15 protein-coding genes and 2 pseudogenes are annotated in these 17,947 nt (G+C 73.0%); 8 read left to right on the top strand and 9 right to left on the bottom strand.

All coding sequences use genetic code 11. The features are described from left to right. Positions 1-169 precede the first annotated feature (169 nt). The 3 genes from ACFQ87_RS32055 to ACFQ87_RS32045 form a co-directional block, all read right to left on the bottom strand. A complete protein-coding gene (locus ACFQ87_RS32055; protein ID WP_380614373.1) occupies positions 170-1,120 on the bottom strand; it encodes a YncE family protein in 951 nt (316 codons plus the stop codon). Positions 1,121-1,360: 240 nt separating this feature from the next. Then, positions 1,361-2,221, bottom strand: a complete 861-nt coding sequence (locus ACFQ87_RS32050; RefSeq protein ID WP_380614372.1) for a class I SAM-dependent methyltransferase — start codon at positions 2,219-2,221, stop codon at positions 1,361-1,363. A gap of 143 nt (positions 2,222-2,364) precedes the next feature. Continuing rightward, a complete protein-coding gene (locus ACFQ87_RS32045; RefSeq protein WP_380614371.1) occupies positions 2,365-3,075 on the bottom strand; it encodes a MarR family transcriptional regulator in 711 nt (236 codons plus the stop codon). Positions 3,076-3,268: 193 nt separating this feature from the next. On the opposite strand from ACFQ87_RS32045, the gene ACFQ87_RS32040 reads away from it, so the two are divergent. After that, positions 3,269-4,462 (top strand): serine hydrolase domain-containing protein, encoded by a 1,194-nt coding sequence (locus ACFQ87_RS32040; RefSeq protein WP_380614370.1) that lies wholly within the window; start codon positions 3,269-3,271, stop codon positions 4,460-4,462. Between the two features lie 103 nt (positions 4,463-4,565). Further along, a complete protein-coding gene (locus tag ACFQ87_RS32035) occupies positions 4,566-5,342 on the top strand; it encodes a MerR family transcriptional regulator (RefSeq protein ID WP_380614369.1) in 777 nt (258 codons plus the stop codon). Positions 5,343-5,754: 412 nt separating this feature from the next. Here the strand turns inward: ACFQ87_RS32035 and ACFQ87_RS32030 are convergent, their stop codons facing one another. Beyond that, positions 5,755-6,906 carry a citrate/2-methylcitrate synthase gene (locus tag ACFQ87_RS32030; RefSeq protein WP_380614368.1) on the bottom strand — a complete coding sequence of 384 codons (1,152 nt, stop codon included), beginning with the start codon at positions 6,904-6,906 and terminating at the stop codon, positions 5,755-5,757. A 155-nt stretch (positions 6,907-7,061) separates the two neighbouring features. On the opposite strand from ACFQ87_RS32030, the gene ACFQ87_RS32025 reads away from it, so the two are divergent. Next, positions 7,062-8,348, top strand: a complete 1,287-nt coding sequence (locus ACFQ87_RS32025) for a citrate synthase (RefSeq protein ID WP_380614367.1) — start codon at positions 7,062-7,064, stop codon at positions 8,346-8,348. 100 nt (positions 8,349-8,448) lie between these two features. Here ACFQ87_RS32025 and ACFQ87_RS32020 read toward each other — a convergent pair whose 3' ends face one another. Further along, the gene (locus tag ACFQ87_RS32020) at positions 8,449-9,981 is read right to left on the bottom strand and encodes an FMN-binding glutamate synthase family protein (RefSeq protein ID WP_380614366.1); all 1,533 of its coding nucleotides are present in this window, start codon (positions 9,979-9,981) and stop codon (positions 8,449-8,451) included. Between the two features lie 444 nt (positions 9,982-10,425). Between ACFQ87_RS32020 and ACFQ87_RS32015 the strand changes: the two genes are divergently transcribed. Both ACFQ87_RS32015 and ACFQ87_RS32010 read left to right on the top strand, forming a co-directional pair. Beyond that, the gene (locus ACFQ87_RS32015; RefSeq protein WP_380614365.1) at positions 10,426-10,806 is read left to right on the top strand and encodes an antibiotic biosynthesis monooxygenase family protein; all 381 of its coding nucleotides are present in this window, start codon (positions 10,426-10,428) and stop codon (positions 10,804-10,806) included. 106 nt (positions 10,807-10,912) lie between these two features. After that, positions 10,913-11,296, top strand: coding sequence for a VOC family protein (locus ACFQ87_RS32010; protein ID WP_380614364.1), 384 nt, complete (start codon positions 10,913-10,915; stop codon positions 11,294-11,296). A 31-nt stretch (positions 11,297-11,327) separates the two neighbouring features. Here ACFQ87_RS32010 and ACFQ87_RS32005 read toward each other — a convergent pair whose 3' ends face one another. Both ACFQ87_RS32005 and ACFQ87_RS32000 read right to left on the bottom strand, forming a co-directional pair. After that, complete coding sequence (locus ACFQ87_RS32005; RefSeq protein ID WP_380614393.1) at positions 11,328-12,419, bottom strand: chitinase; 1,092 nt, start codon at positions 12,417-12,419, stop codon at positions 11,328-11,330. 42 nt (positions 12,420-12,461) lie between these two features. Beyond that, positions 12,462-13,067, bottom strand: a pseudogene (locus ACFQ87_RS32000) (carbohydrate binding domain-containing protein); the annotation flags it as partial. A gap of 274 nt (positions 13,068-13,341) precedes the next feature. On the opposite strand from ACFQ87_RS32000, the gene ACFQ87_RS31995 reads away from it, so the two are divergent. Next, positions 13,342-14,397: an NAD-dependent epimerase/dehydratase family protein gene (locus tag ACFQ87_RS31995; protein ID WP_380614363.1), complete on the top strand. Its 1,056-nt coding sequence runs from the start codon at positions 13,342-13,344 to the stop codon at positions 14,395-14,397. Positions 14,398-14,399: 2 nt separating this feature from the next. Here the strand turns inward: ACFQ87_RS31995 and ACFQ87_RS31990 are convergent, their stop codons facing one another. Together ACFQ87_RS31990 and ACFQ87_RS31985 are read right to left on the bottom strand one after the other, a co-directional pair. After that, positions 14,400-15,557, bottom strand: a complete 1,158-nt coding sequence (locus tag ACFQ87_RS31990) for a sensor histidine kinase (RefSeq protein ID WP_380614362.1) — start codon at positions 15,555-15,557, stop codon at positions 14,400-14,402. Further along, entirely contained in the window at positions 15,554-16,333 is a 780-nt protein-coding gene (locus ACFQ87_RS31985; RefSeq protein ID WP_380614361.1) for a response regulator transcription factor, read from the bottom strand. The genes ACFQ87_RS31990 and ACFQ87_RS31985 overlap by 4 nt, the downstream gene beginning before the upstream one ends. Positions 16,334-16,485: 152 nt before the next feature. Here ACFQ87_RS31985 and ACFQ87_RS31980 point away from each other — a divergent pair. Further along, positions 16,486-17,196, top strand: a pseudogene (locus ACFQ87_RS31980) (glycosyltransferase family 2 protein); the annotation flags it as partial. A gap of 99 nt (positions 17,197-17,295) precedes the next feature. Continuing rightward, the gene (locus ACFQ87_RS31975) at positions 17,296-17,823 is read left to right on the top strand and encodes a DUF2064 domain-containing protein (protein WP_380614392.1); all 528 of its coding nucleotides are present in this window, start codon (positions 17,296-17,298) and stop codon (positions 17,821-17,823) included. Positions 17,824-17,947: the final 124 nt, after the last annotated feature.

Raw genomic sequence — 17,947 nt, 5'->3', positions numbered from 1 at the left:
GTACCCCCCCTCCCCCCCCCCCCCGCACCCGGATTTCAGCTCGCCGCCCCCGGTCACGCCGGGTCGTCGAGATCGCGCCGTTCGGAATCGGCGTCACGCTCGTCGAACCGGGCAGCGCTCGCACCGAGTTCGCCGGCTCCAGCGCCGCTCAGGCCGCGCCGATGACGATCTACGACGAGACGCCGGTTATCCCGTACGCGGAGTCGCCGATGAGGACAGGGTTGTGGGCCTTCTGAGTGGCTGTATCGACGACGTACAACTCGGCCTGCTCACCGAGGCTTGAGCTCGTGGAGAGCGCGTGTCGCCCGTCCGGTGTGAAGGCCACGTCGGCCGCAGCGCAGCCGATGAGGATCGGGGGCCCGGGGACCTGGGTGTTGGTCGCGGTGTCCAGGACGAGCGCCAGGCAGGTGCCTTCGGGAAGCACGTAGGCGCGGCGACCGTCAGGGCTGATCGCGACGCCGACGAGGGCGCCTGTCTCCAGGCGGTCGGAGCTGCCCGTCACCGAGTCCGTCGCGGTGTCGATGATCGTCAGCTGGTCTGCCAGGGCCCGTGCCACGTAGGCGCGACGCCCGTCGGGTGTGATCGCCACTTCGGACGGGAATTCGGACACGGCGATGGTTCCGGTGACGACGTTGCTGTCGGTATCGATCACGCTGACCAGGCCGAGTCCGGCGTGCGTCACGTAGGCGCGGCGTCCGTCCGGAGTGATCGCCAGCCCCTGCGGGTCGCGTTCCACGGTGATGGTGGCGGCGGTCGAGCCGGAGGCCACGTCGACCACGCTCACGGTTCCTGAGCCGCTGTTGGCCACGTAGAGGCGACCACCGTCCGGGGCGATCGCCACCCCTGTGGGGCCCAGGCCGACGGATACGGTGCTCAGCACGGGTATTGATGGAGTCACTGACCCCTCACTCCGATTCGTTCTCCGGTCACGCCGACGGCCGGACGTGCGAAGAAGCCGGTCCCGCGCCCACCAGGATGACCACCCCGACCTGTTGCGGTCGGCGACGCCCGGGTACACCTTCGGGCTGCAGGAGGTTCCGGTCCCGTCGTTGACGTCGACCACCACGAGGCCGGGGCCGGACAGCGGGCCGACGGCGGACCGGAAGTCGGAGATGATCACTTCGCCGCTTGCCATCATTCCGTGCCCGGCTCTTCCCCGCCCGTCGGGCGCACTCGAACGGCTGCGGGCCCAACCGCAGGGAGCAGTGACACCCCGCACGTCGCCGGGCACCCGTTGTGGCCCGGCGCCGTCCCGGCCGGCGAGGGACCTGGCGATGAGTACCCCGGGAGGAGTGGGGCCGGAATACGGGCGAGTCGAAGGCCGGCCCCCGCCACACGCGGGGGCCGGCCTTCGTCGTGCTCAGTGCGCCGCGCGCACCGCCGAGACCAGTCCGCCGGGGCCCTCGTCCTGCAGCGGCGGGGTGAGCACCGGACGCCCGTAGGCCTCGGCACGCTCACGCAGGGTGAAGGTCTCCGCCTCCCAGCCGAGGCCGCCCAGCCAGCCGACCGGGTCCTCCGGCATCTCCCAGACCCACATCGACGCCGCCGATCCCGGGGCGGCGTCCCCGCGGAAGCGTTCGACCACACCGCGCGAGCCGAGTGTCAGGCCCATCCTGCTGCCTGCGGCGGACAGCGCGCCGATCCGTTCGAGCAGCGACTCCACCGCGTCCTCGGGCAGATAGATCAGCAGTCCCTCGGCGATCCACACCGTCGGCTGCGCCGGATCGTGCCCGGCCGCGGCCAGGGCGCCGGGCCAGTCCTCGCGCAGGTCGACCGGGACGGTGATCCGCTCGCAGCGCGGAACGGCCCGTTCCTGACGCAGCACCGAGGCCTTGAAGCCCAGCGGTTCGGCCGTGTCGACCTCGAACAGCCGGGTCCCCGCAGGCCAGTCCAGCCGAAAGGCCCTGCTGTCCATCCCGGCTCCGAGCAGTACGACCTGCCGGACGCCGGACGCGACCGCCTGCTCCAGCAGGTCGTCCAGGAACTTCGTCCGGATGACGATCGAGAAGGCCACGCCGAGCCAGCGGCGCCGCGACGCCTCGTCCGCGCGCGGGGGCGGTGGCGCCTCGGGGCCTCTCCCGCCGGCCGTGGCGAAGGCCAGCGCCAGCGGATCCCGGAACAACGGCTGCTCCCGTGCCGTCTCCATCGCCCTCACCCGGGCCACGCCCACGGCTGTGGCCCACACCCCGGACGGCTCGACCCGTCCCGCCGCATCAGTCATGCGTTCAGCCTAGGACGCGTCGATAGTTGATCTTGTGGCAGGTCGAGGTGAGTTCGTTCGCCCGCTGGGAGGCGGACGGGACCTGGGCGAAGCCGGTGGAGCACGTCCGGGTTCGCGCCGACGCGGTGGGCCAGGGCGAGGAGCTACCGGCGCGGCGCGTTCGCGGACCGCCGCCGCTCGACCGCGCGGGCCAGGTCTGTGCCGATCTCCGCCAGGAAGACCGCCGCCGTGCCGAGCCGCTCCCCAGCGGGTGTGGCCGTTCCGAGCAGGCCCGCGCCGTCGCGGGTGAACTCGGCCAGCAGGGCGTTGCGTTGGGCGCTGGCCAGCATCGAGCGGTACCAGACGTCGTCGTCGATCAGGTAACTCTCGCGGCGGCCGTGCTCGTCCCGGACGCGGCGGATCAGCTCCTGACCCTCCAGGTACCCGACCGCCTTGGAGACCGAGGCGGGGCTCACGCCGAGCCGCTGCACCAGTTCGCCGGCGGTCAGGCTGCCGCTGTCGGTGACGTAGAGGCAGCTGAGCACCCGGGCCACCATGCGCGGTAGGCCGAGGTGCACCAGCAGGTCGGCGAACCGGCCGGTGAACTCGGCGATCGCGGCCGGATCGCGCCCGTCCGTCACGCCGGCGCCCTCGGGCAGCCGGGCCGCGCCCGGCCGGCGGCGGGCGCGGCGGGCGGTGGCGCGCTGGGCGCTCTCCGCGCGGTAGCGGGCGGGGCCGCCGTTGCGGGCGATCTCCCGGGTCACCGTGGAGGTGGGGCGGGCGATCCGACGGGCGATCGCCGCGTAGTCGAGCCCTTCGGCGAGCCCGGAGGCGATCGCCTGACGGTCCTGCTGGCTCAGCCTGGCGCCTGGCACGGGCGGTTCCCTTCATGGTTGCAATCGCCTTGCAACCGCCTTGCATTCATCGACATCGTCATTGCAATGATTGTACGTCAGTGACCTGCTGTTTCAGCGCGCTTGATGCCTTGATGTGTTGATGGAACACCGAAGATCGCCATAGCTTCTCCACCAACGACGAAAGCGCGAACCGACCAGGGGGACCCCACTCATGAAGACCACCGCCCGTGCCGCCCTCACCACCGCCGTACTGACTGCGGCCCTGCTGTCCGCCACCCCGGCGGCGTTCGCCGCGGACCGCGACCGCACCGGCCACCAGGGGCTGCAGGAGGCGCTGGACCAGGGGATCACCGGCGCCCACCTGCCGGGCGTGCGGGTCGAGGTCAGGGACGGCGGCTCGACCTGGTTCGGGCAGGCCGGCACGGCCGACCTGAGCACCGGTCAGCAGTTCGAGCCGCAGGACCGGTTCCGGATCGGCAGCACCACCAAGACCTTCGTCGCCACCGTGCTGCTCCAGCTGGAGGTCGAGCACCGGCTGAGCCTGGACGACAGCGTCGAGCAGTGGCTGCCCGGACTGGTGGACGGCAACGGCTACGACGGCTCGAAGATCACCATTCGTCAACTGCTGAACCACACCAGCGGGATCGCCAACTTCGCGACGGCGGTGCAGGACGATTTCAGCGGGCAGCCCTTCCTGCGGCACCGGTTCGACAGCTTCACGCCGCGCCAGCTGGTCGAGCTGGGCATCAGCGGAAAGCCGCAGTTCGCCCCCGGCACCGGCTGGCAGTACTCCGACACCAACTACGTGCTGGCCGGCATGATCATCGAACAGGCCACCGGGCACAGCCTCGGGCAGGCGATCACCGACCGCCTGGTGAAGCCGCTGCACCTGAAGAGCACCTACGAGCCGGCCGCGGACGACACCGGCATCCACGGCCCGCACGGGCGCTTCTACTCCAAGCTCGGCCCGATGTACGCCCCCGCACTCCCCGTCTACGACGTCACCGAGCTCAACCCCACCTGGGGCTGGGGCTCCGGCGACCTGATCTCCACCACGGGCGACCTGAACACCTTCTTCCAGCAGCTGCTGAAGGGCCGTCTGCTGCCGCCCGCCCAGATGAACGAGATGCTCACCATGCAGGACCCCGGCATCAACTGGATTCCGGGCACCAAGTACGGCCTCGGCATCGCCTCGGTCACCCTGTCCTGCGGCCAGGTCTGGGGCATGGGCGGCGCGATCGACGGCTCCTGGTCGTACACCTTCGGCACGCGGGACGGCCGCCACCTGCTCTCCACCGAGGTCAACGGCGACTGGGCCGACAACGCGCCGTCGGGCCTGGGGCCGATCTCGGTGTTCGACAACGAGCTGGAGGCGGAGTTCTGCGGCGGTAGCACGGCGCACTGAGTACGGAGTCCGCCCGGCCGTCGAGGGGCCGGCCGGACTGGATGCCCGGCCCGACCGGGCCGCTCCCGGCGCTACGGCCCTGAGGTGCACTTAGGCTGAGCGGATGATGAGCGGAGTCACGATCGGGCAGGCGGCGGCATTCGTCGGCGTCACGGTGAAGACGGTGCGGCACTACCACCAGCACGGGCTGGTCGACGAACCACGACGCGACGGCTCCGGCTACCGGCGGTACGGGTCGGACGAGCTGCTGCGGCTGGTGCAGGTCCGGACGCTGGCCGCCGCCGGGGTGCCGCTCGCCGAGATCGGGCCCCTGCTCGACGCCGACGCCGAGCAGTTCGCCGCCGCCCTGGCCGACGTCGAACGGCGGCTGGCCGACCGGATCGCGGAGCTGGCCGCCCGCCGCGACATGCTGCACCGGCTCGCCGAAGGCGACCGGGCCCTGCTGCCCGACCGCGCCTGCGCGGTGCTGGAGCGGATGCCCGACCTCGGCCTGAGCCCCGACTACGTGGCGGCGCAACGCGAGGCCCTGGTGCTGGTCCGGGCGCTGGTGCCGGAGGGCTTCGACGACTTCCTGGCCCAGCTCGAACACCGGATCGACGACCCCGTGTTCATCGACCTGACCAGGCGCGGCCAAGAGGCCGAGGCCTGGGAACCGGACGACCCGAGGATCGAGGAGCTAGCGACCGCCATGGCCGACCACTACCTCGCCAACCCCGCGCTGCTGGGGAGTCCCGCCAGCCTGCAGGCCTGGAGGAAGGCCGCCGCCCAGTACCGGCTGATCAACGACCACCGCGAGGAGCAGGCGCCGGTCTCAGCCCGGCTGACCGCGCTCACCGAGAACAAGCTCCGCTCCGCCGGCGTGGCCGGCCCACGCCGCTGACGGACGGACGGGAGGCCTCCCCCTCATCCCGACCGTACCCGCCAACGCCAACGGGCTTACGGTCCGTCACCTGGACGTCGACCCCGACGCCTTCGTGAACCGCATGGTCCACGAAGGCGTCGGGCGCTGACACCGCCCGCCTGCTCGCCGGCCTGCTCGTGGCCATCCGCGACGGCCGGGGCGCAGGCGTCTCCGACGGCGTGGCGCAGGCGCCCGGACGACCGCCCCGGTCGTTCGAGGACCACGTCGTCGAGGCGGCCGCCGCAGGCCGCTGGAGCTGACCGGACGGGCCACCCGTCAGCACTCCGGCGTGACTTCGCGCAGCCGGCCTCGCCTCGGCGCAGCCGGTGCAGGAGCTCCCGATCCGCCACGCCGCGCACCGTGGCGCGGGTTCCACTCCGGGGCCGGCTGTTCAGGCCGTCGGCAGCGGCTGCGGGGCGGCCGGGCCGGTGTAGCGGGCGGACGGGCGGATGATCTTGGAGTCGGCGGCCTGTTCCAGGATGTTGGCGCTCCAGCCGATCGCGCGGGCCGCGGCGAAGGTAGGGGTGAACATCTCCCTGGGCAGACCGCACAGGTGCATCACCACGCCGGCGTAGAACTCCACGTTGGTGTGGAGTTCGCGGCCCGGCTTCAGCTCGGCCAGGATCGCCTCGACCCGGGCCTCCACCTGGACGGCGAGGTCGACCAGCTCGCCGCCGAAGGACTCTGCGACCCCGCGCAGCATCCGGGAGCGCGGGTCCTCGGTGCGGTAGACGGCGTGGCCGAAGCCCATGATGCGGTCGCCGGCCAGTACGTGCTCGCGGATCCAGCCGTCGATCCGTTCCGGGGTGCCGATCGCGTCCAGGGTGTCCAGCGCCCGGCTCGGCGCGCCGCCGTGCAGCGGCCCGGAGAGCGCGCCCAGCCCGCCGACCAGGCAGGCCACCAGGTCGGCCCCGGTGGAGGCGATCACCCGGGCGGTGAAGGTGGAGGCGTTGAAGCCGTGGTCCACCGTGGAGATCAGGTACTGCTCGACCGCGCGGGCCTTGGCCGGCTCGGGCTCCTCACCGGTCAGCATGTAGAGGTAGTTGGCCGCGTAGCCCAGGTCGTCGCGCGGTTCGATCGGCTGCTCGCCGTGCTGCAGCCGGTGCAGCGCGGTCAGGATGGTGGGCACCAGCGCGGTGGCGAACAGCGCGTCCTCGACCCGCTGGTCGGGCGCGGTGTCGTAGAGCGGCCGGATTCCGCGGTCCGCGGCGGCGGTCGAGAGCGCGGCGCCCAGGGCGGTGAGCGGGCCGCCGTGCGCGGTGCTCGCCGCCAGCGCGGGCAGCAGCGGGCGCAGCGCGTCGGGCAGTCGGCGCAGCGGTGCGGTGCGGGCCAGGAAGGCGGCGCGGCGGGCTGGGTCGGGCAGCTCGCCCAGCAGCATCAGGTGCCAGACGTCCTCCAGGGTGCGCTGCTCGGCGAGGTCGATCGCCGAGTACTGGCGGTAGTGGTAGAAGCCCTCCAGCCCGCGGACGTCGCTGAGTTCGGTCTCGGTGACCACGACGCCCTTGAGGCCGCGCGGGACCTCGATCTCGGTGGTGCTCGACATGGCGGTAGCCCTCTTCCTGGGTGTTCCGGGTGATGCCCTGTACTCTCCGAGCATTGATCCACATTGTCAATGTTGATTGAAATCAATATGGAATACTGTGGATCACCATCAAGACGCGGCACGAGAACCAGGACAGGACGGGACGAGGGCAGACCATGGCCGAACGCTTGACCACCCAGCAGGTCGCCGAGCAGCTCGGCGTCAAGGTGGAGACGGTGTACGCCTACGCCAGCCGGGGCCAGCTGAGCAGCGAGCGGGCCCCTGGCGGCAAGGGCAGCACCTTCGACGCCCGCGAGGTGGCCGAGCTGGCCGCCCGCGGCCGCCGCACCCCGATGCGCCCGAACGCCGCCGGCGAACCCCCGGCCGGCGAACCGTGGGCCAGTCGACCGGTCACGGTGCGGACCGGGCTGACCCTGATCGAGAACGGCAGGCTCTACTACCGCGGCCAGGACGCCGTCGAGCTCGCCGCCCGGCACGGCTTCGAGGCCGCGATCGGCTGGCTCTGGGGGCTGGGCAGCGACGCCCCGGTCACGCTGCGGGTGCCGCCCGCCACCGCCGAGGCGCTGGCCCGGGCCTCCGCCGCGCTGCCCGACGGGATCCGGCTGCCCGACCGGCTGCGGATCTCGGCCACCGTCGCCGCCGCGCTCGACCCGCTCCGCTTCGACCTGCGCGAGCAGACCGTGCAGGCGGCCGGGGCCGCACTGATCGCCGGGATGGTGGAGGCGCTGCCGCGCACCGCGCCCGACCCCGGGCCCGACGCCTCACTGGCGGCCCGGCTGTGGAGCCGGCTGGCCTCCGCCGCGCCCGCGCCCGAGGCGCTGGCCTGCCTGGACCGCGCCCTGGTGCTGCTGATGGACCACGAGCTGGCGGTGTCCGCGGTGGCGGCCCGGGTGGCGGCCTCGGCCCGGGCCCATCCGTACGCGGTGGTCTCCGCCGGGCTCGGCGCGACCGACGGCCCGCTGCACGGCGCGGCCAGCCCGCTGGCGCACCGGCTGCTCGGCGAGGTACTGGTCGGCGGCGCCGTGCCGGTGGTCTCCGACTACCTGCGCACCGGCCGGCCGATCCCGGGCCTCGGCCATCGGCTCTATCCGGAGGGCGATCCGCGGGCGGTGGCGCTGCTCGACGCGGTGGGCCGGCTCGACGGCGGTGCGGCCGTGGTGGCGGCGGTCGCCGAGGTGGAGGCGGCGGCGGGCCCGGCCGGACGGCCGGCGCTGCGGGCCAACATCGACCTGGCGCTGGCGGCGATGGCGCTGGCCGCCGGAATGCCGGCGGAGGCCGGCGAGGTGGTCTTCGCGGTGGCCCGCACCCCGGGCTGGCTGGCCCACGCGGTGGAGGAGTACCGCGAGGAACCACTGCGGATGCGGGCCCGGGGCAGCTACACCGGTCCTCGCCCGTCGGAAGGTCCGGAACGGCCGGAACATCCGGTCCCGAGCTCGTCGTAGCTCGGCATCCCGGCCGCCGCGCGTGCCAGCTGCAAGCTGACCCGCGAGGCGGCCGGGGAGTGCTTGCCGAATCGCCCCGGTCGGCATGTCGGCCAGCCGGCTACCGGACGGAGCCCGACTTGGTGGTGAGGAGCGCCGTGATCTCCTCGGCGAGGTGCGGGCCGAGCTCGCCCCAGCCGTCCTTGTAGCCGTAGACGCCGGCCAGGGTGCGGGCCTCGTAGTCGCCGTTCATGATCTCGATGTCGTTGGCCGTGATGAGTGCCGGGTGGGCGACGCCCACAGCCGCGGAGACCTTCATCAGCTCCTTGCGCAGGGTGCGCAGGTAGACGGCGGCCCGGGTGGCCTTAGAGGCCGGGTCCAGGCCGCGGGCCAGCCACGCGTTCTGGGTCGCGATGCCGGTGGGGCACTTGTCGGTGTGGCACTTCTGCGCCTGGATGCAGCCGATCGACAGCATCGCCTCACGGGCCACGTTGATCATGTCGGCACCGAGGGCGAAGGCGACCGCGGCGTTCTCGGGCAGGCCGAGCTTGCCGGAGCCGATGAAGGTCAGGTCGTCGGTCAGCCCCAGCTCGGCGAAGGTGCCGTAGACCCGGGAGAAGCCCATCCGGAACGGCAGCGACACCGAGTCGGCGAACATCCGCGGCGCCGCCCCGGTGCCGCCCTCGCCGCCGTCGATGGTCACGAAGTCGACCCCACGGTCACCACGCGCCATCAGGGTGGCCAGCTCCTGCCAGAAGCCCATCTCCCCCACCGCGCTCTTGACCCCGACCGGCACACCGGTCTCGGTGGCGAGCAACTCGACGAAGTCGAGCATCGAGTCGACGTCGCTGAACGCGGTGTGCCGCGACGGGGACGCGCAGTCCTCGCCGACCGGGATGCCGCGGATCCCGGCGATCTCCGGGGTCACCTTCGCGCCCGGCAGCATTCCGCCCAACCCGGGCTTGGCGCCCTGCGAGAGCTTGATCTCTATCGCCTTGACCGGGGCACCGGCGACGACGTCCTTGAGCTTGTCGAGGTTGAAGCTGCCGTCCTCGTTGCGGCAGCCGAAGTACGCCGTACCGAGCTGGAGGACGAGGTCACCGCCGTTGCGGTGGTACGGCGAGAGGCCGCCCTCGCCCGTGTTGTGCATCGTGCCCGCCAGCGCCGCCCCCTTGTTGAGCGCCGTGATGGCCGCACCGGAGAGCGATCCGAAGCTCATCGCCGAGATGTTCACCACGCTCGCCGGTCGGAACGCCTTGGCGCGCCCGCGCGGCCCGCCCAGCACCTTGGCCGAGGGCAGCGGAGCCTGCGGGTCGTGCGCGTCGGGCAGTGCGCCGGCGAAGGTGCGCTGCTTCAGGTAGGCGTGCCCCTGGACGTGCTCGACGTCGACTTCGGTGCCGAAGCCGAAGTAGTTGTTCTCCTCCTTCGCCGACGCGTAGATCCAGGTGCGCTGGTCGCGGCTGAAGGGGCGCTCCTCCTCGTTGGAGGTCACGATGTACTGGCGCAGCTCCGGCCCGATCGTCTCCAGCAGGTACCGGGCGTGCCCGAGCACCGGGAAGTTCCGGAGCAGAGCGTGCCTCTTCTGGATGAGGTCGCGGGCTGCCAGAAGTGCCACCGCAGTTGCGGCGGCCGCGCCGATCTTCCGGGCTTGCATGGACGTTCCTCCTCGATGCACGACTCCGTCGCCGTACGGTGGAGTCGTTGTGCCGTGTTGGGCGTTGGACGGCGGGCGCACGGCCGATCGGGCATCGGCGTCCGTCGAAGAATGCGAACCGATGTTAAGAGGCCGGGCGGACGGGCCTGCGGCCAGGGGTCCGGTCCGGCGTGCGGCTTCGCGCCGGCAGGGGTCGACGGACCCGAAGGGGGCCTGCGGGCGTACCCGGGAGGCGCTACGGCGACGGCAACGGGGCGGTGACGCCACCGACCTGCTCACCCGCCCCGAGGCCCACCCGACGATCTCCGCCGTCACCAGTGCGGCACACGCCGCGTGACGAGCCGGGCGGGAGCGCACCGGGCAGCACTGGCAGTGGCACCCCTCATCCGTCCCGTTGGGGAAGGAGGCTGGATCACCGGGCCCGTCCCGCCCTACGGTGGCGCGATGAGCGATCACTCCGAAGCGCCTGTCGCGCCCGTCGAGGCCCATGAACCCCCCTACTACATGGCCGTCTTCACCGCTGTGCGGACCCAGGACCAGAGCGGCTACAGCGAGACCGACGCACGCCTGGAGGACCTGGTGAAGGACGTCCCCGGGTACCTGGGGACGGACTACGCGCAGTCGCCCGGTGGGCTGGCCATCACCGTCGCGTACTTCCGCGACGCCGAGGCCCTCGCGCAGTGGCGGTGCAACGCCGAGCACCGCTCGGCGCAGAAGCGCGGACAAGCCGAGTGGTACCAGAGCTACACGCTGCATGTGGCGAAAGTGGAGCGCAGCCACGGGTTCACGCGGGCGCACGTCCCGCCGAGCCCGACGGCAGGCTGACCGACGTCACCTCAGCGGCGGTCCCGCCACGAGCTCGCCTCGAACGGGTCGGCCTGCCCTCGCAACCCGCTGGCGTTCAGCGGGGAAATCAGGAAGGCTCGGGCACATGGTCTCGGTATTGCAGAACGTGGCGATCGACTGTGCGGATGCCTACGAGCTGGCCCGGTTCTGGAGCAGGGTGACCGGCCGTCCGCTGCACCCGGAGGACAAACCGGGTGATCCGGAGGTCCAGGTGCTGGTGGCGGAGGGTCCGGTCCTGTACTTCAACCAGGTGCCCGAGGCCAAGACGATCAAGAACCGGCTCCATCTGTGCCTGCGCCCGGAGACCTCGCGTGAGCAGGAGGTGGTACGACTGCTGGACCTGGGCGCCACCCTTGTCACCGATCTCCGGAATCCCGACGGCTCCGGCTGGGCGGTCCTCGCCGACCCCGAAGGCAACGAGTTCTGCGTTCTGCGCAGCGAGTCCGAGCGAGCCGCCACGACCTCCTGACTCCTCCGCGACCGCCCTGACCGGTGGGACGTCAACGGCCTTGGAGGCCCTTGACGTTGTCGCCGAAGGTCCAGCCCTTCGAGCCGTCCCAGTTGACCGACCACGTCATGAGCCCCTTCAGCGAGCCGCCGAAGGCGTTCCACGACTGGCCGACCAGGCTCGGATCCAGGTAGCCACCACCCGCGCCGGGCTGGGCCGGCAGACCGGGCACCTGCTTGTCGTACGGCACCTTGACGGTGGTGCCCTGGATGGTCAGGCCGTTGTTCAGGCAGGTGGTCTGCGCGGTGAAGCCCTGCACGGTACCGGCCTGGTAGGAGTCGCCGGAGCAGCCGTACATGCTGCCGTTGTAGTACTGCATGTTCAGCCACCACAGTTGCCCGTTGTCGGCGTACTTCTTGATGATCGGCAGGTAGGCGCCCCAGATCGACCCGTAGGTGACGCTTCCGCCGGTGACGTACGCGGTCTCGGGGGCCATCGTCAGGCCGAAGCCCGCGGGCATCCGGGCCAGCACGCCGTCGATGATGCGCTCCAGGTTGGCCTGGGAGGCGGAAAGCGTGTTGATGTCGCCGCTTCCGGACAGGCCGGTCTCGATGTCGATGTCGATTCCGTCGAAGTTGTACTTCTCGAGGATCGGGACGACGGTCGCCACGAACCGGTCGGCAACGGCACTGGAGCTCAGGTCGATGCCCGCGGTGGCACCGCCGATCGACATCAGGATCGTCGAACCGGCCGCCTTGGCCTGGCACATCTCGGCGGGGGTCGAGACCTTGACGTTGGTGTCCATGCCGTCCTGCCACAGGACGGTGCCGTCCGAAAGGATCACCGGGAAGGCGGCGTTGACGACGTTGTAGCCGTGCGCGGCGATCCGGCTGTCCGTGATGGGGACCCAGCCCATGCCCGGGTGGACGCCGTTCACGGAGCCGTCCCAGTTCTCCCAGTACCCCTGCAGGACCTTGCCGGACGGCTTGGGCTTCGTGGGGCAGGTGTCGCCCGGTGGGGTGGTGGTCGGCGGCGCGGTCGTGGGCGGGGTGGTGGTCGGCGGGGCCGTGGTGGGCGGCGCGGTGGTGGGCGTCGCCGTGGCGGTCGGCGTGGGGCCGCTGCCGCCGGGGCCGGTGAGCGACACGTCGTCCGCGTAGTACGCGGGCTGCCCGTACCAGCCGTGCAGGTAGACGGTCACCGAGGTGGTGTTCGGCCCGGTGGTGAAGCCGACGCTGAGCTGGCTGTACGACGGGCTGTTCGGCGTCCAGGTGGACGCGGCGCCGGTGACGCCGGTACCGGTGGCGCCCAGGTAGACATAGCTGCCCTGGACGTAGGCGCTCAGCGTGTACGGGGAGTTGGGCTGCACGCTGACGGTCTGGGTGCACTGGGCGTCGTCCTGGCCGGTCGGTGCGGCCTGGAGCGCGGAGGCGCCGGAGTGGACCGGACCGCTGACGGCCGCGCCGGAGCCGCTGGAGCAGGTCCAGTCGGAGAGTCCGTCCTCGAAGCCGGGGTTCGCCACCAGGTTGGTGGTGGCGGCCCCGGCCGTCACGGAGCCGGCCACCGCGATGCCGGCACCGATGACGGCGACGGCGCCCACCCCGGCGAGAGCGCGCCGCAGGGCGGTCGGTCCGTGCTCGGCGCGGCCGGTCCGGTTCAGCTGCGATGCGCGTTCCACGGTCGCCCGGTACGGGCGTTCGCTCCCGGCCCGGTCGCTTTCGAGGCGGCGGCCGGGGTCCGGACAGGGGCGGAAATCACCCGACCGACGTGGCGTGCGCGACCTCCGACGGAACATGCTGTGCTCCCTTCCCGCCGAGCGCCATGGACATGACCGACACGTGGGGGCATGACGCCCGGCTCCGGGTGAGGTGGGGACATGGGGGGCTGTGCCGGACCGGATCGTAGGGAGCCACGGCAGGGCTGGTCAATAGGTCTGGACCAATAGTGAGGGATGCGCCTCGGTCGGGCGAGAGGGCTGATCCGGTAGCAGGCCGCGGATTCTTACCGATGGATGACGCGACGGCCGCCTTCGGTGGCTGCGCGGTCGGCGGCCGGTAGCGTCGGCGGGCATGAGGATTCTGGTCACCGGCGGTGCCGGGTTCATCGGTTCGACGGTCGTGCGGGCGCTGGTGGCGGCCGGTCACGAGGTGCGTGTCCTGGACGCGCTGCTGATCGCCGTGCACCCTTCGGGGGCGGCGCCGGTACTGCCGGCCGGGGTGGACTTCCGGCACGGGGACGTGCGGGACGCGGCGGCGGTCGGGCAGGCGCTGGCCGGGGTGGACGCGGTCTGCCACCAGGCCGCGATGGTGGGCCTGGGGCTGGACCTCGACGACGCGCCCGCCTACACGGGCTGCAACGACCTGGGCACCGCGGTCCTGCTCGCCGCGATGGCGCGATCCGGGGTACGGGACCTCGTGCTCGCCGGGTCGATGGTGGTCTACGGCGAGGGCCGGTACCGGTGCCCTGTGCACGGAGACGTCTCGCCCGGTCCGCGCCGCCCGGACGAGTTGGACGCCGGCCGGTTCGAGCCCCCGTGCCCGCGGTGCGGCGCACCACTGCACCCCGGGCTGGTGACGGAGGACGCGCCGACTGATCCGCGCAACGTGTACGCGGCCACCAAGCTGGCCCAGGAGCACCTGGCGGGCGCCTGGGCCCGAGCCTGCGGAGGCCGCGTACTGACGCTGCGCTACCACAACGTCTACGGGCCGGGGATGCCGCGCGACACACCGTACGCCGGGGTGGCCTCGCTGTTCCGCTCCGCCTTGGCCCGGGGCGAGGCGCCCCGGGTGTTCGAGGACGGCGGCCAGCGGCGGGACTTCGTCCACGTCGAGGACGTCGCCGCCGCCAACCTGGCCGCGCTCGAGGCGGTCGTCGGTCAGCCGCCGGGCGGCGCCCGGGCCTACAACGTCGGCAGCGGCGAGGTGCACACGATCGGGGAGATGGCCCGGGCGCTGGCCGCCGCTCACGGCGGTCCGGCCCCGGTGGTGACCGGCGAGTACCGGCTCGGCGACGTCCGGCACATCACCGCGGACTCCACCCGTCTGCGCGAGGAACTCGACTGGCGCGCCCGCGTCCCCTTCGCCGAGGGAATGGCGGAGTTCGCGGCGGCGCCCCTGCGCGCGTGACCTCAGGTTCGCGCGGCGGGGAGGACGATCTCGAAGCAGCAGCCCCCGGCGACGTTGCGGACCCGGGCGCGCCCGGCGTGCGCCTCGACGATGCCGCGGACGATGGCGAGCCCGAGCCCGGCACCGCTGCCCCCGCCCTCGCCGGGCCGACGCGGATTCCCCTGGTCGGCCGGCCGGGGCGTGCGGGCGGCACTGCCGCGCCACCCCGTTTCGAACACCCGGGACAGGTCCTGCTCCGGGATGCCGCCGCAGCCGTCGGTGACCGAGAGCACCACCTCGTCGGCCTCCCGGCGAGCGGAGACCGCGACCACGCCGTCCTCGGGGGTCGAACGGATCGCGTTGACCAGGAGGTTTCCGAGCACCCGGGTGATCTCGCCGCTGTCCACCTCGACGGGCTCGGCGGCGACCTGCCGACCCTCCAGGCGGACACCGCGCTTCCGGGCCAGGGGGTGGGCCCCGGCGAGCGCGTCGTCGACGAGGTCGTAGACGGACACCCGGGACAGCGACAGGGCCAACGCCCCCGCCTGGATGCGCGAGAGCTCGAAGAGGTCGTCCACCATCCCGGTCAGCCGCTCGACCTCGGTCCGCATCCGCTGCAGGTACCGCTGCGGGTGCTCCGCGACGCCGTCCTCCAGCGCCTCGGCCATGGCACGCAGCCCTGCCAGCGGGGTGCGCAGGTCGTGCGAGATCCAGGCGATCAGCTCCCGGCGGGAGGCGTCCAGGGCCTGCGCGCGGGCCCTGGACTCGGCCAGTCGGGCGCTGGTGGCGGCGAGCTCCTCGCTGAGCTGAGCGAGTTCCAGGCCGAGCGGGGGCTCCGGCGCGGTGAACCCGGTGTCGCTGCCCACGGTCCGGGCGGCCGCGGTCAGCGCCCTGCCCCCGGCCACGACCTGGCGGCCGAGCAGCGCGGCGGTCGCCAGCGACACCACCGAGGCCATCGCCAGCACCGTGATCACCACCCCGAGGTCGTGCCGGGACAGGAACATCGCCTGGGCGACGGCGAAGGTGCCGGAGGTGACCGCCAGCACGGTGACGGCGGCGACGCAGAACAGCGCGAGCGCGAGCGAGCGCCGGCGCAGCAGCCGGACGGCCGCCCAGCCGAGCAGACCGGCCCCGCCGGCGCCGAGCGCGGCGAACAGGGCGATCAGCAGCAGGTCCTTCACGCCGGGCCGCCCTCCGGGTCTGCTGCCGGGCCGCCCTCCGGCCCGGCCGCCGGGTCGTAGCGGTAGCCGACGCCCCAGACGGTGGTGATCAGTACCGGCGCGGCCGGGTCGTCCTCGATCTTCTCGCGCAGTCGGCGGATGTGGACGGTGACGGTGGACAGGTCGCCGAAGTCCCAGCCCCACACTCGTTCCATCAGCTCCTGGCGGGAGAACACCGTCTGCGGGTGCCGGAGGAGGAAGGCCAGGAGGTCGAACTCCCGCAGGGTGAGGAGCAGTTCACGCCCACCGCGGTGGACACGGCGGGCCTGCGGGTCGAGCGCGATGTCTCCGGAGACCACCGGCCCGCCGGCCGGGGCCGGGCGAGCGGCGGCCCGGGAGCGGCGCAGCACGGACTGGACCCGCAGGACGAGTTCCCGCGGGCTGAAGGGCTTGGTGACGTAGTCGTCCGCGCCCAGTTCCAGGCCGAGGATGCGGTCGGCCTCGTCGCCCTTGGCCGTGAGCATGACGACCGGTAGCCCGGCGCCGTCCTCGGAGGCGCGCAACCTGCGCAGGATCTCCAGGCCGTCGATGCCGGGCAGCATGAGGTCCAGGACCAGCAGGTCCGGGCGATGGGCTCGGGCCAGGGCAAGGCCCCCGTCGCCGTCGGCGGCGCGGTCGACCCGGTGGCCCGCCCGGGTGAGGTAGCCGGCGACGACCTCGGCAACGGTCGGGTCGTCGTCGATCACCAGAATGCGGCTGGGGCACGGCGGTCCTGGGGTGGCGGGGCTCTCGTTCACCCCGCCGAGGATACGAGTCCCGGCGGGCGCCGGGCGCCGCGCCAGGTCCGACGTCCGGGTTCCGTAAGATCCCCCGAACGGGCCACCGGCGCCCGGACGTCGTACTTCCGTAAGGGCGCGGTTCGGCTTCGACGGGCTCGACCGCGGTTAGCGTGGCCGACGTGATCCCTCCCCTTGTCGCTGATGTCGTCCTTCCCTGCCTCGACGAGGCCGAGGCCCTCCCCTGGGTGCTCGGACGCGTCCCCGCCGGTTGGCGGGCGATCGTCGTGGACAACGGCTCGCGGGACGGCTCCGCGGAACTGGCCCGCTCGCTGGGCGCGACCGTCGTCACGGAGAGCCGGCGCGGTTTCGGTGCCGCCTGCCATACCGGACTCATCGCCGCGACCGCCGAGCTGGTCTGCTTCATGGACTGCGACGGCTCGCTCGACCCGGCCCAACTGCCGCGGGTCGCCGCGCCGGTCGCGGCGGGCGCGGCGGACCTCGTGCTCGGCCGGCGCCACCCCGCGAGGGCCGGCGCGTGGCCGGCGCACGCCCGGCTCGCCAACGCCGTGCTGGCCCGCCGCCTGCGCGCCCGTACCGGCGCGCCGCTGCACGACCTGGGGCCGATGCGCGCCGCGCACCGGGAGCGGCTGCTCGCGCTCGGGCTGGGAGACCGCCGCTCCGGCTATCCGCTGGAGATGGTGCTCGCCGCCTCGGCGGCCGGGATGCGGATCGCCGAGACCGCCGTCGACTACCTGCCGCGCACCGGCCGCTCCAAGGTGACCGGGACGCTGCGCGGCACCCGGCAGGCCGTACGGGACATGCGGGCCGTCCTGGCCGCACCGCCGCCCACCCTGCTGGTCATCGCGAAGTCCCCGGTGCCCGGGCGGGTGAAGACCCGCCTCACCCCGCCCTGCACCCCCGAACAGGCGGCGACACTGGCGGGAGCCGCACTCGAGGACACCCTCACCACCCTGAACCGGATGCCCGCCGGGCGGCGGCTCCTGGTGCTGGACGGCGAACCGGGGCCGTGGCTGCCACCGGGATGGGAGGTCGTGCCGCAGTGCGCGGGCGGGCTCGACGAACGCCTGGCCGCCGCCTTCGCGCACGCCGCCCGGGTGGCCCCGCGGGCACCCGCCCTGCTGGTCGGCATGGACACCCCGCAGTTGGACGCGGCCGCGCTGGCCGAGCCGCTGTCCGCCGCCCACCGCCCGGACGTGGACGCCTGGTACGGGCCCGCGGCGGACGGCGGGTTCTGGGCCCTCGGGCTGGCGCGTCCCACCGGGCGACTGGCCCGGCGGCTACTGCTGGGCGTACCGATGTCCACGCCCGACACCGGACGTGCGCTGCTCGACCGCCTCGCGGCCGCCGGGCTGACGGTCCATCACCTCGACCTGGTCACCGACGTGGACACCATCCTCGACGCGCGCCGGGTCGCCGCCGAGGCGCCGCAGACCACGTTCGCCGCGTGCCTGCGCTCGATCGACGCCGCACCGGGGACGGCCGGATGACCGCCCCGGCTGCCGCGTGGGTGGACGATCCGTTCGCCGAGGCCGTCCGCGCCGGGCGCGGCCCGCTGTGGCTGCGCCAGGAGGACGGGGCGCGCATCCCCCTCGATGTCGAACGCTGGTGCGC

Origin of the sequence: Kitasatospora sp. NPDC056531 (assembly GCF_042794375.1) — a bacterium.
Lineage (GTDB): Bacteria > Actinomycetota > Actinomycetes > Streptomycetales > Streptomycetaceae > Kitasatospora.
This window is presented reverse-complemented; position numbering and strand designations above follow the sequence as displayed.